The sequence below is a fragment of the Streptomyces sp. NPDC054847 genome, from assembly GCF_053610925.1.
This window is the reverse complement of the sequence record NZ_JBSGZJ010000230.1, coordinates 1-11,108: the sequence shown is the minus strand read 5'-3', so window position 1 is coordinate 11,108 and position 11,108 is coordinate 1. Positions and strand designations below refer to the sequence as shown.

The following is an 11,108-nucleotide window of genomic DNA, read 5'->3' as shown; positions in this document are numbered from 1 at the left end:
CACAGAACCTCGGTGGCCGGGCGGACCCGCATCGACGCACGTAAGAAAGGGGCATGCGGGGTGCTGCGACTCGTCGTACGAAGACTGCTACAGCTCATACCCACCCTGCTCGGCCTGTCGGTTCTGCTCTTCCTCTGGCTGAACCGGCTGCCCGGCGGACCCGCCTCAGCGATCCTGGGCGAGCGGGCGACCGAAGCCGAAGTGGCGCGTATCAACCGGGCCCTCGGGCTCGACCAGCCCGTCTACGTCCAGTACTGGCGCTTCCTCAAGCGCATCTTCGAGGGCGACCTCGGCACGTCCGTCCAGACCGGTCAACCGGTGTTGGACGAGTTCACGACGCGTTTCCCGGCAACGGTGGAACTCAGCATCGCCGCGATCCTCCTTGCCATCGTTGTCGGAATCCCGCTCGGCTACCTGGCGGCCAAGCGCCGCGGCGGCTGGCTGGACGTGGCCTCCGTGTCCGGATCGCTGGTCGGCATCTGTATTCCGGTGTTCTTCCTGGCGCAGCTGCTCAAGGGCGTGCTGGCCGAGCCGCTCGGCCTGCCGACGTTCGGTCGACTCCCGAGCGGTCTCGACGCCACCGAGGTCACCGGATTCGCGGTGCTGGACGGCCTGTTGACCGGTGAACTCGACGCCAGCTGGGCGGCGATCAAGCATCTGATCCTGCCCGCGATCGCGCTGGCCTCCATCCCGCTCGCCGTGATCGTGCGGATGACGCGGGCCAGCGTCCTGGAGGTCCTCGGCGAGGACTACGTCCGCACCGCGGAGTCCAAGGGCCTGGAGAAGCGCGTTGTCCGCGGCCGTCACGTGCTGCGTAATGCGCTGCTTCCCGTGGTCACCGCCGTGGGTCTGCTCACCGGAAGCCTCCTCTCGGGCGCGGTGCTCACCGAGTCGGTCTTCACCTTCGGAGGCATCGGCTCCTTCATCCGCACCTCGATCGATGCCCGCGACTACCCGGTGCTCGTCGGGTTCATCCTCTTTATCGCGATGGTGTACGTCCTCATCAACCTGCTGGTCGACCTCGCGTACAGCATCATCGACCCGAGAGTGCGGGTGCACTGACGTGACGACCATGACGAAGAAGGCCGACAAGATCGACCGGCTCGCCGAGCTGATGCAGACGTCCGAGACCACCAGCGGCGCCAGCCTGTGGCGCGAGGCCATGCGGCGGCTGCGGTCCAGCAAGATGGCGATCATCGGCGGCGTCATCATCGCGTTGTTCGTGATCCTCTCGATCATCGGACCGTGGATCGCTCCGCACAGCCCGTCCGCCCAGACATGGCGGGGCGAAGTCTTCGCCAACAGGGGCGAATTCGTCGGCGCGCGTGATGGGAACTGGTTCGGCCTGGACCACCTGGGTCGCGACATGTTCTCCCGGATCCTGGTCGGAGCCCGGCAGACCCTGATGGTCGGCGTCGTGTCGATGCTGATCGGTCTGATCGTCGGCGCCCTCATCGGTGTGCTCTCCGGGGCGGCCGCGACGCTCGGCGGCAGGGCCGGCGAGCGCGTCGACACGGTGATCATGCGCTTCACCGACATCATGCTTTCGCTGCCGTCGCTGCTGCTGGCGGTCTCCATCGCCGCGGTGATGGGGCAGTCGCTGACCACCGTGATGATCGCGGTCGGCGTCGTGCAGATCCCGATCTTCGCGCGACTGCTGCGCGGTTCGATGCTGGTGCAGGGCAGCTCCGACTACGTACTCGCGGCGAAGGCGCTCGGCATCAGGAAGAAGCGGATCGTCTTTACGCAGATCCTGCCGAACTCGCTCAGCCCGGTGATCGTCCAGGCGACGCTCAGCCTCGCCACCGCGATCATCGAGGCCGCGGCCCTGTCCTACCTGGGCCTCGGCAACCCGGATCCGGCGATCCCGGAGTGGGGCGTCATGCTCGCCCAGGCCGAACGGTTCTTCGACAACGAGCCCATGATGGCGGCCTACCCCGCCATCGGCATCATCATCACCGCCCTCGGCTTCACCCTGCTCGGCGAGGCCACGCGCGAAGCCCTCGACCCGAAGCTGCGAGGCTGAAGTCCCATGGCACTGCTCTCAGTTGAAGAACTCAGCGTCACCTTCACCGCCAAGGGCCGCAAGGACTCCACGGCCGTCGACGGCGTGTCGTTCGACGTCGACCAGGGCCAGGTCGTCGGCCTCGTGGGCGAGTCGGGCTGCGGCAAGTCCGTGACCTCGCTCGCCCTGATGGGCCTGCTGCCCGGCAAGGGCGTGAAGGTCGGCGGGCGCGCGGAGTTCGACGGCAAGGACCTGCTGAGCATGAGCCCGCGCAAGCTGCGGGACATGCGCGGCAGCCAGCTGGCGATGATCTTCCAGGACCCGCTGTCCTCGCTGAACCCCGTCGTCCCCATCGGCGTCCAGGTCACCGAGATCCTCGAACGCCACCGCGGACTCAAGGGCGAGGCCGCCCGCAAGGAAGCGGCGAGCCTGCTGGACCGGGTCGGCATCCCCGACCCGACCCGGCGGCTCAAGGAGTACCCGCACCAGCTGTCCGGCGGTATGCGCCAGCGCGCGCTCATCGCCATGGCCGTCGCGTGCGCTCCCCGGCTGCTCATCGCCGACGAGCCGACGACCGCGCTCGACGTGACCATCCAGGCGCAGATCCTGGAACTGCTCAAGGAACTGGTCGACCAGGAGGGCACCGCCCTGCTGATGATCACCCACGACCTGGGCGTCGTGGCCGGCCTCTGCGACCAGGTCAACGTGCTGTACGCGGGCCGGGCCGTCGAATCCGCGGGCCGCCGCGAGCTGTTCGCGCACCCCACCCACCCGTACGCGCACGGTCTGCTCGGGTCCATCCCCCGGCTGGACGCGCCGCGCGGCGAACCGCTCAGCCCCATCCGCGGATCCATCAACGACCGGATCGCCTGGGCGGACGGCTGCGCGTTCGCGCCGCGCTGCGACTACTACACGATGGAGTGCCTGACCGGCACACCCGAACTGACCGAACCACGCGCGGCCGGACACCAGGTGCGTTGCGTCAACCCGGTCCTTCCCAAGCCCAAGGCGGAGGTCTCGGCATGAGCCTGCTCGAACTCGACGATGTGAAGGTCCACTTCCCCGTCAGGAAGGGCGTCCTCTTCAACCGCACGGTCGGCCATGTCTACGCCGTCGACGGTGTGTCGCTGAAGGTCGAGGCCGGTCAGACGTACGGGCTGGTGGGCGAGTCGGGCTGTGGCAAGACGACGCTCGGCCGCGGTGTGCTGCGTCTCGTGGACATCACCGACGGCGAGGTCGTCTTCGACGGGACGGACCTGGCGAAGCTGCCGGAGGAGGAGATGCGCCGGTACCGCCGGCGTCTGCAGATGGTCTTCCAGGACCCGCTCGGCAGCCTCAACCCGCGGCAGAACATCGAGTCGATCCTCAGCGAGGGCATGGCCGCGCACGGGATCGGCAAGGACCAGGAGGAGCGCCGGGAGAGGATCAAGGAGATCCTCGCCAAGGTCGGCCTGCCCACCAACGCGCTCTCCCGCTACCCGCACGAGTTCTCCGGCGGTCAGCGCCAGCGCATCGGCATCGCCCGTGCGCTGGTCCTCGAGCCCGATGTGATCATCTGCGACGAGCCGGTCTCGGCGCTCGACGTGTCGGTGCAGGCGCAGGTGATCAACCTGCTGGAGGAACTGCAGGAGTCGATGGGCCTGACGTACCTCGTCATCGCCCACGACCTGGCGGTCGTCCGGCACATCTCGGACGTCATCGGGGTCATGTACCTCGGCTCCCTCGTGGAGGAGGCGCCGAGCGACGCGCTGTACGCGGGGCCCAAGCACCCGTACACCAAGGCGCTCATGTCGGCGGTCCCGGTGCCCGACCCCGAGGTGGAGGACCGCCGCGAGCGGATCCTGCTCCAGGGCGACCTGCCCTCGCCGGCCAACCCGCCGGCGGGCTGCCGCTTCCACACCCGGTGCCCCTGGGCCCAGGACAGGTGCGCGGCCGAACGCCCGGTGCTGACGGACGTCGGTGACGGGCACAAGGTGGCGTGCCACTTCGCGGCCGAGATCGAGGCGGGGACGTTGGAGCTGACGCGCCCGACCGGCATCGAGGCGGTCACGGAGACCAAGGCCGTCGCAGCGGAGGGCCCCGACGCCGACAAGGTCGCGATCCCGGCGCAGTCGTCGGGCGACGAGCCGGCGGAGAAGAAGAAGGAGCAGGAGCGGGAGCACGACTCCGCGGAGGCCGAGGAGCCGGCGAAGGCCGACGCCGACGCCGAGGTCGAGGGCCAGGCTTCGGCCGAGAGTGACGCTTCGGCGAAGAGTCCGGTCGAGGCCGACGCTCCGGTCGAGACCGACGGCGCGGAGGCCGATGCTCCCGCGAAGGCGGAGGACGCGGATCCCGCGGGCGACGCCGATGCCGGTGCGGACGCCGCCGACGAGGCCGACGCTCCGGAGTCGGACGCCTCCGGCGTGGAGTCGGCAAAGACCGGCTGACGGACCGCCGCACATCTTGGAGCACCGGGCGTTGTAGAACTGTCCGGTGCTCCAAGAACTGTTCACGCCCTCCGTCCAGCATGCTCTCGAGATCGTCGGCATCTTCGTCTTCGCGATCTCCGGGGCACTGCTCGCCGTCCGCAAGAACTTCGACGTGTTCGGCATGGCCGTCCTCGCCGAGGTCACGGCGCTGGGCGGTGGGCTGCTGCGCGACCTGATCATCGGGGCCGTACCGCCCGCGGCCTTCACCGATCTCGGGTACTTCGTCACGCCGCTGGTCGCGACGGCGCTGGTGTTCTTCCTGCACCCGCACGTGGAACGGATCCAGGTGGCGGTCAACGTGTTCGACGCCGCTGGGCTGGGCCTCTTCTGCGTGACGGGGACGACCAAGGCGTACGAGTACGGTCTCGGACTCACCTCCTCCGCCACCCTCGGGCTCGCCACGGCCGTCGGCGGCGGTGTGCTGCGCGATGTGCTGGCCAACGAGGTGCCCTCGTTGCTGCGCTGGGACCGTGACCTTTACGCCGTGCCCGCGATGGTGGGTGCGGCGATGGTGGTGCTGTGCATCCGCTTCGAGGCGCTGAACCCGTTCACGAGCGGGCTGGCCGTGGTGACGGCGTTCGTACTGCGCCTGCTGGCGATGCGATTCCACTGGCGGGCGCCGCGTGCCTGGAACCGGCGTTCGGAGGCGAGCGAGTGAGGACCGGCGCCTGACGAGGAGCGGCCGGGTCGCGAGGCACCGGTGTGACGCAGCGCGCAAAGCTACCGCTTAGTAGTTGTCTGTTGTACCGTACCGCCATGGCTGAAGCAGCGACTCAGGCGACCGTCGGCAACAGTGAATTCGACCGGGACACGGCGATCACGCGGCGCGCGGACGGCGTCTACGACGTGGAACTCTCGGCGGGCTGGACGATCATCCACGCCGTCAACGGCGGCTATCTGCTGGCCCTCATGGGCCGGGCGCTCGGTGACGCGCTGCCGCACCCCGATCCCTTCTCCGTGTCGGCGCACTACCTCACGGCCTCCCAGCCGGGGCCCGCGGTGATCCGCACCCAGACCGTGCGCACCGGCCGCACGCTCTCCACCGGTCAGGCGTCTCTCTTCCAGTCCGAGGAGGACGGGACCGAGGTCGAGCGGATCCGTGTGCTGGCCACCTACGGCGACCTGGATTCGCTGCCCGACGACGTCCGCACCGCGGCCGTGCCCCCGGCGATCCCGCCGCTCGAGCAGTGCCTCGGACCGGCCGACGGGCAGCCTTCGATACCCGGCAGCTCGGCGATCACCGAGCGGCTCGACATCAAGCTGGACCCGGCGACGGTCGGATGGGCGATCGGCTCGCCCTCCGGCAAGGGCGAGATGCGGGGCTGGTTCGGTCTCGCGGACGGCCGCGACGCGGACCCGCTGTCCCTGCTGCTGACGGTGGACGCGCTGCCGCCGACGTCGTTCGAGCTCGGGCTCTCCGGCTGGACGCCGACGGTCGAGCTGACCACCCACATCCGCTGCCGCCCGGCGCCCGGGCCGCTGCGGGTCTCGATCACGACGCGGAACCTGGCGGGCGGCTTCCTGGAGGAGGACGCGGACGTCTGGGACTCCGCGGACCGTCTGGTGGCCCAGTCCCGCCAGCTGGCCAAGGCCCCTCGGGGCCAGTAGGCCAGTAGCCGCGCCTGCGGCCCTGCGGCCCTGCGGCCCTGCCGCATCGGCGTGCCCCGCCGTCAAGAACGTCTCCGGCTGCCTCTCGCCCCCTGTGGTGGGAGGCAGCCGGTGTGTTTCCGGAAGGAAGGTCAGGGCGCGTCCAGCCAGTGGCGGCGGCCCAGGCTGATGAGGCGCAACTGCCGTACGGCCACGGCGCGGACCCTGTCCTCGCCGCCGGAGCCGGCCTCCAGGAAGGACGAGGCCGTCATCACCATGTGGTCGACGTACACGCCGGCCAGCATGCGGAGGTCCTCCTCGCTCCAGCCGGCCGACTCCGGTTCGTCGGCGAACGCGGCCGCCACCTCCTCGGAGAAACGGTCGAGTTGCTCGCCTATCGCCGCGCGGACCGCCGCCACGCCGCCGTGCCGCTCGCGGGCGATGAAGCGGACGTGGGCGGGGAAGGTGCGGACGAGTCCGGCGACCAGCGCCACGGTCCGCTCGATGCGGGCCTCGTCGTGCGGCTCGCGCAGTGCCTCCCCGATCGTGAGGTGCAGGCTGCCGAGAGTCTCCTCGACCAGCGCCACCCCGAGGTCCGCCGTGTCGCGGAAGTGCCGGTAGAACGCGGTCGGCGCGACACCCACGGCCCGAGTGACCTCGCGCAGCCCGAGGCTGCTCAGGCTCTGCTCCTCGAGCAGCTCCAGCGCGGCGTCGAGGAGGGCCTGCCGGGTCTTCTGCTTCTGGGCCTGACGGATGCCGGCGGTGTGACTCATGACATCGAGTAAACAACCGTTTTCCGAAGAAGGAAAGAGTAGACTCACCAGTCAGTGAACACTCGTACTTACAAGTGTTCACCCAGAAGTCGCCGAAAGGATGACGATGATCGCCCTTGTAGCAGCACTTCTTCTGCTCGGAATCATGCTGGGCGCCGTGGTCCAACTCCCCGCGTCCGTTTCGCTGGTGGCAGCCTCCGCCATCGGCTGCTGGCTGCTCGTCTTCGCCGTGCGCGAGCGCGGCCGGGCCCGCCGCGACTGAACCGCCCGCACAGTCCTCGTACCGGAACCGGAAGGAGAGACGTCATGCAACTCGCCGAACTCGTACGTCCCCGGCCCCACGGCGGCGACCGCCGCCCACCCGCGGCAGCCCGCACCGAAGACGCCCCCGAGGCGCCGACGGTCGCGAACGGCCCGGGGGGCGGCCCCGCGGCGGAAGGCCGCAAGGACGCCGACGGCATGGCCGTCGCGGCATTCGTGCTCGGCCTCGTCGGGCTGCTCGTGATGAACATCGTGCTCGGCCCCACCGCCGTCGTGCTCGCGGCGCTCGCCCTCCGGCGCGGCACCGTACGCCGCGGCCGCGCCCTCCTCGGCCTTGCCCTCGGCATCGCCGATCTCGTGGTGCTCGCCGTGCTCGTGACCGTCAACGGCACGGTCGTCTGGGGCTTCGGAGGCTGATCGCCGACGTTCCCGGCCGGGACAGAGCCGCTCCCGGCCCCCCACCCGTCCAGCCCGGGGCGCAGGCCCGGGGCCCGTGCGCCCCTGCGCCGCGTCCGCGCCCCCACGGAGCCTCGTAGAATCGAGGCCACCATGGCTTACCTCGACCACGCCGCGACCACTCCGATGCTGCCGGAGGCCGTCGAGGCGATGACCGCCCAGCTCTCCGTCACCGGCAACGCGTCCGCACTCCACGCAGCCGGGCGACGGGCCCGCCGTACCGTCGAGGAGGCCCGCGAGACGCTCGCGGAGGCCCTCGGCGCCAGGCCGAGCGAAGTCGTCTTCACCTCGGGCGGTACCGAGGCGGACAACCTCGCCGTGAAGGGCCTGTACTGGGCACGCCGCGGCGCCGACCCCGCCCGCACCCGCGTACTGGCCAGCCCGGTCGAGCACCACGCCGTGCTCGACGCGGTGCACTGGCTCGGCGAACACGAGGGCGCGACCGTCGAGTACCTGCCCGTCGATCCGTACGGCAGAGTCCACGCCGAGGCGTTGCGCGAGGCCATCGGCCGAAACCCGGACGACGTTGCCTTCGCCACCGTCATGTGGGCCAACAACGAGATCGGCACCGTCATGCCGGTCGCCGAACTCGCGGCCGTGGCGAAGGAGTTCGGCGTACCGCTGCACGCCGACGCGGTCCAGGCCTTCGGGCAGCTCGATGTGGACTTCGCCGCGTCGGGGCTCGCGGCGATGACGGTCTCCGGGCACAAGATCGGCGGCCCGTACGGCATCGGCGCCCTGCTGCTCGGCCGCGAGTACAGCCCCGTCCCCGTCCTGCACGGCGGCGGCCAGGAACGCCACGTACGCTCCGGCACCCTCGACGCCCCGGCCATCGCCGCCTTCGCGGTGGCCGGCCGGCTGGCCGCCGAACGCCGCGAGGACTTCGCCCGCGACATCGGCTCCCTGCGAGACGACCTCGTGCGCGCCGTGCGGACCGCCGTCCCCGACGCGATCCTCGGCGGCGACCCGGACAACCGGCTGCCCGCCAACGCGCACTTCACCTTCCCGGGCTGCGAGGGCGACTCGCTGCTCCTGCTGCTCGACGCCCAGGGCATCGAATGCTCCACCGGCTCCGCCTGCACCGCCGGCGTCGCGCAGCCCAGCCACGTCCTGCTCGCCACCGGCACGGACCCGGACCTCGCCCGCGGCACCCTGCGCTTCAGCCTCGGCCACACCTCGACGAAGGCCGACGTGGAAGCCGTCGCCGGGGCCATCGGCCCGGCGGTCGAACGGGCGCGTACGGCGGGCTTGAGCTAGCGCGGCCCTGCTCGAAACCGGGGCGACAGCGCGCCCGGGCGCCCCGCACCGGCGCCCGGGTGCCCGGGCGTGGTCGGCTCAGGCGCTGTTCTCCGTCGCCTCCGCCGCCCGCCGGGCCGCCGGCATCTCCGCCGCGACGAGCTTCATGTACTTCGGCCAGTCCCAGTGCGGTCCCGGGTCGGTGTGGTCCGTCCCCGGGACCTCGACATGTCCCACGATGTGCTCCCGGTCCACCGCTATGCCGTGGCGCACGCAGATGTCCGCCGTCAGCTTCGCCGAGCCGCGGTACATCGCGTCGGTGAAGTCCTGCGGCCGGTCCACGAAGCCCTCGTGCTCTATGCCGATGCTGCGCTCGTTGTACGAGCGGTTTCCGGCGTGGTACGCGACGTCGAGCTCGCGGATCATCTGCGCCACATGTCCGTCCTTGCGCACCACGTAGTGGGTCGCCGCGCCGTGCAGAGGGTCCCTGAAGACCTTGAGCGCGGTCGGATAGCTGCCCTGCACGACATGGATGACGACCCGGTCGATCTCGTAGTCGTCGGGGCGGTCGGCCAGCCGCCAGTTCGCCGCGTTGGCCGCGACCCACTGCGCGCCCGCGTGGTCGATCTCGCCCTCCTTGCGCGGCGTGCGCACCCACGGCATGCCCCGCCACAACCGGCGCAGCTCCTCCTCGACGAGGACGCCCCCGCCGATGACCGCCGCCCCGCCGCCGATCAGCACGGCCCGCCGGCTCACGCCGCGCTTCCTGCCGTCCCCGCCATGCTTGTTGTCGCTGCCCATGACGGTCACAACGCATACTCGCGAGCTTTCGGTTCCCCGGCACCCGTACCCTGGTAGCGCTATGACTGAGACTTCCCAGCGTCCCCTCCGTGTCCTCGCCGCCATGTCCGGCGGCGTGGACTCCGCCGTCGCCGCCGCCCGCGCGGCAGAGGCCGGTCACGACGTGACCGGTGTGCACCTGGCGCTTTCCGCGAACCCGCAGTCCTTCCGCACGGGTGCCCGCGGCTGCTGCACCATCGAGGACTCGCGCGACGCCCGCCGTGCCGCGGACGTCATCGGCATCCCCTTCTACGTGTGGGACCTGGCGGAACGCTTCCGCGAGGACGTCGTCGAGGACTTCATCGCCGAGTACGAGGCGGGCCGCACGCCCAACCCGTGCCTGCGCTGCAACGAGAAGATCAAGTTCGCCGCGCTGCTCGACAAGGCCCTCGCGCTGGGCTTCGACGCGGTGTGCACCGGCCACTACGCCACCGTGGTCCTGAAGGACGACGGCAGCCGCGAGCTGCACCGCGCCAGCGACATGGCCAAGGACCAGTCGTACGTGCTGGGCGTCCTCGACGAGAGGCAGCTCGCGCACGCGATGTTCCCGCTCGGCGACACGCTGACCACCAAGGACGAGATCCGGGCGGAGGCCGAGCGGCGCGGGCTCGCGGTCGCGAAGAAGCCCGACAGCCACGACATCTGCTTCATCGCCGACGGTGACACCCAGGGCTTCCTGGCGGACCGCCTCGGCACCGCGGAGGGCGACATCGTCGACGAGTCGGGCACGAAGCTCGGCAGTCACGACGGCGCCTTCGGGTTCACCATCGGGCAGCGCAAGGGCCTGCGCATCGGCCACCCCGCGCCGGACGGCAAGCCGCGCTACGTCCTCGACATCTCCCCGGTGAACAACACCGTGACCGTCGGCCCGGTCGAGGCCCTCGACGTCACGGCCCTGACCGCGATCAAGCCCCGCTGGTGCGGCGCGGCCCCGGAGGGGCCCGGCACGTACACCGCCCAGCTGCGCGCCCACGGCGGCGAGACGGAGGTGACGGCAGAGCTGGTCGACGGCTCCGAGCTGCGGGTCACCTTCACCGAGCCGGTCCGCGGCGTGGCCCCCGGCCAGGCGGTCGTCCTCTACGACGGCACGCGGGTGGTCGGCTCGGCGACGATCGCGACGACGACCCGGCGGGCGACGGCCGTCGCCTAGGCATCCCTGTCCGGAACCGGTCGGACCCGCCCGGATCCGGGCGAACTGTACGGAACCGGACGGACCCGGCAAGGTCCGGAAGGGATGCGCTAGGCCACCTGCTCCTTCAGGAACGCCAGCAGTGCCGCGTTGAACCGCGCGGGCTGCTCGGCCCCCGGAAGGTGCCCTGCGCTCTCGATCACCGTGAGCGTGGCGTGCGGGACCAGAGCACGCATCGCCTCCGCGTCGGAGACCGGGGTGTACGCGTCGTCCGTCCCGACGACGATCAGCACCGGCGTCTGCACCGCGGCCAGCGTGTCGCGGTAGTCGGGCCGTTCCGCGCGGCCGCGGAG

Annotated in this window: 13 protein-coding genes; 10 read left to right on the top strand and 3 right to left on the bottom strand. The window is 70.9% G+C overall.

What is annotated here, in order from left to right; translation table 11 throughout:
- The first annotated feature begins 60 nt into the window (after window positions 1-60).
- From ACWGH4_RS21800 to ACWGH4_RS21775, 6 genes are all read left to right on the top strand, one after another.
- Entirely contained in the window at window positions 61-1,062 is a 1,002-nt protein-coding gene (locus ACWGH4_RS21800; RefSeq protein ID WP_441266056.1) for an ABC transporter permease subunit, read from the top strand.
- 10 nt (window positions 1,063-1,072) lie between these two features.
- Complete coding sequence (locus ACWGH4_RS21795; RefSeq protein WP_441266153.1) at window positions 1,073-2,026, top strand: ABC transporter permease subunit; 954 nt, start codon at window positions 1,073-1,075, stop codon at window positions 2,024-2,026.
- 6 nt (window positions 2,027-2,032) lie between these two features.
- Complete coding sequence (locus tag ACWGH4_RS21790; protein WP_453463344.1) at window positions 2,033-3,031, top strand: ABC transporter ATP-binding protein; 999 nt, start codon at window positions 2,033-2,035, stop codon at window positions 3,029-3,031.
- Window positions 3,028-4,431, top strand: a complete 1,404-nt coding sequence (locus ACWGH4_RS21785) for an oligopeptide/dipeptide ABC transporter ATP-binding protein (RefSeq protein WP_453463341.1) — start codon at window positions 3,028-3,030, stop codon at window positions 4,429-4,431. The genes ACWGH4_RS21790 and ACWGH4_RS21785 overlap by 4 nt, the downstream gene beginning before the upstream one ends.
- A gap of 46 nt (window positions 4,432-4,477) precedes the next feature.
- Window positions 4,478-5,131 (top strand): TRIC cation channel family protein, encoded by a 654-nt coding sequence (locus ACWGH4_RS21780; RefSeq protein WP_441266054.1) that lies wholly within the window; start codon window positions 4,478-4,480, stop codon window positions 5,129-5,131.
- Between the two features lie 98 nt (window positions 5,132-5,229).
- Window positions 5,230-6,081, top strand: coding sequence for a thioesterase family protein (locus ACWGH4_RS21775; RefSeq protein ID WP_453463338.1), 852 nt, complete (start codon window positions 5,230-5,232; stop codon window positions 6,079-6,081).
- A 131-nt stretch (window positions 6,082-6,212) separates the two neighbouring features.
- On the opposite strand, the gene ACWGH4_RS21770 is transcribed toward ACWGH4_RS21775, so the two are convergent.
- Window positions 6,213-6,833 (bottom strand): TetR family transcriptional regulator, encoded by a 621-nt coding sequence (locus ACWGH4_RS21770; RefSeq protein ID WP_453463336.1) that lies wholly within the window; start codon window positions 6,831-6,833, stop codon window positions 6,213-6,215.
- A gap of 106 nt (window positions 6,834-6,939) precedes the next feature.
- Between ACWGH4_RS21770 and ACWGH4_RS21765 the strand changes: the two genes are divergently transcribed.
- The 3 genes from ACWGH4_RS21765 to ACWGH4_RS21755 all read left to right on the top strand — a co-directional run bounded on the left by ACWGH4_RS21765 (window position 6,940) and on the right by ACWGH4_RS21755 (window position 8,807).
- Window positions 6,940-7,095 carry a hypothetical protein gene (locus ACWGH4_RS21765; protein WP_167306813.1) on the top strand — a complete coding sequence of 52 codons (156 nt, stop codon included), beginning with the start codon at window positions 6,940-6,942 and terminating at the stop codon, window positions 7,093-7,095.
- Window positions 7,096-7,139: 44 nt separating this feature from the next.
- Entirely contained in the window at window positions 7,140-7,511 is a 372-nt protein-coding gene (locus tag ACWGH4_RS21760) for a hypothetical protein (RefSeq protein ID WP_453463333.1), read from the top strand.
- Between the two features lie 132 nt (window positions 7,512-7,643).
- The gene (locus ACWGH4_RS21755; RefSeq protein ID WP_453463330.1) at window positions 7,644-8,807 is read left to right on the top strand and encodes a cysteine desulfurase family protein; all 1,164 of its coding nucleotides are present in this window, start codon (window positions 7,644-7,646) and stop codon (window positions 8,805-8,807) included.
- A 78-nt stretch (window positions 8,808-8,885) separates the two neighbouring features.
- On the opposite strand, the gene ACWGH4_RS21750 is transcribed toward ACWGH4_RS21755, so the two are convergent.
- Window positions 8,886-9,587 carry an N-acetylmuramoyl-L-alanine amidase gene (locus tag ACWGH4_RS21750; RefSeq protein ID WP_441266049.1) on the bottom strand — a complete coding sequence of 234 codons (702 nt, stop codon included), beginning with the start codon at window positions 9,585-9,587 and terminating at the stop codon, window positions 8,886-8,888.
- Between the two features lie 61 nt (window positions 9,588-9,648).
- On the opposite strand from ACWGH4_RS21750, the gene mnmA reads away from it, so the two are divergent.
- A complete protein-coding gene (gene mnmA, locus ACWGH4_RS21745; protein ID WP_402245669.1) occupies window positions 9,649-10,776 on the top strand; it encodes a tRNA 2-thiouridine(34) synthase MnmA in 1,128 nt (375 codons plus the stop codon).
- Window positions 10,777-10,865: 89 nt separating this feature from the next.
- Here the strand turns inward: mnmA and ACWGH4_RS21740 are convergent.
- A partial coding sequence (locus ACWGH4_RS21740; protein ID WP_453463326.1) for an alpha/beta fold hydrolase occupies window positions 10,866-11,108 on the bottom strand: 243 nt, incomplete at its 5' end.

What these genes read in the sequence shown, in the direction of transcription:
- ACWGH4_RS21785 (WP_453463341.1), top strand. Translation starts at nt 3,028, where the DNA reads ATGAGCCTGCTCGAACTCGACGATGTGAAGGTCCACTTCCCCGTCAGG.
- mnmA (WP_402245669.1), top strand. Translation starts at nt 9,649, where the DNA reads ATGACTGAGACTTCCCAGCGTCCCCTCCGTGTCCTCGCCGCCATGTCC.
- ACWGH4_RS21750 (WP_441266049.1), bottom strand. Translation starts at nt 9,587, where the DNA reads ATGGGCAGCGACAACAAGCATGGCGGGGACGGCAGGAAGCGCGGCGTG.
- ACWGH4_RS21795 (WP_441266153.1), top strand. Translation starts at nt 1,073, where the DNA reads ATGACGAAGAAGGCCGACAAGATCGACCGGCTCGCCGAGCTGATGCAG.
- ACWGH4_RS21755 (WP_453463330.1), top strand. Translation starts at nt 7,644, where the DNA reads ATGGCTTACCTCGACCACGCCGCGACCACTCCGATGCTGCCGGAGGCC.
- ACWGH4_RS21765 (WP_167306813.1), top strand. Translation starts at nt 6,940, where the DNA reads ATGATCGCCCTTGTAGCAGCACTTCTTCTGCTCGGAATCATGCTGGGC.
- ACWGH4_RS21790 (WP_453463344.1), top strand. Translation starts at nt 2,033, where the DNA reads ATGGCACTGCTCTCAGTTGAAGAACTCAGCGTCACCTTCACCGCCAAG.
- ACWGH4_RS21760 (WP_453463333.1), top strand. Translation starts at nt 7,140, where the DNA reads ATGCAACTCGCCGAACTCGTACGTCCCCGGCCCCACGGCGGCGACCGC.
- ACWGH4_RS21775 (WP_453463338.1), top strand. Translation starts at nt 5,230, where the DNA reads ATGGCTGAAGCAGCGACTCAGGCGACCGTCGGCAACAGTGAATTCGAC.
- ACWGH4_RS21770 (WP_453463336.1), bottom strand. Translation starts at nt 6,833, where the DNA reads ATGAGTCACACCGCCGGCATCCGTCAGGCCCAGAAGCAGAAGACCCGG.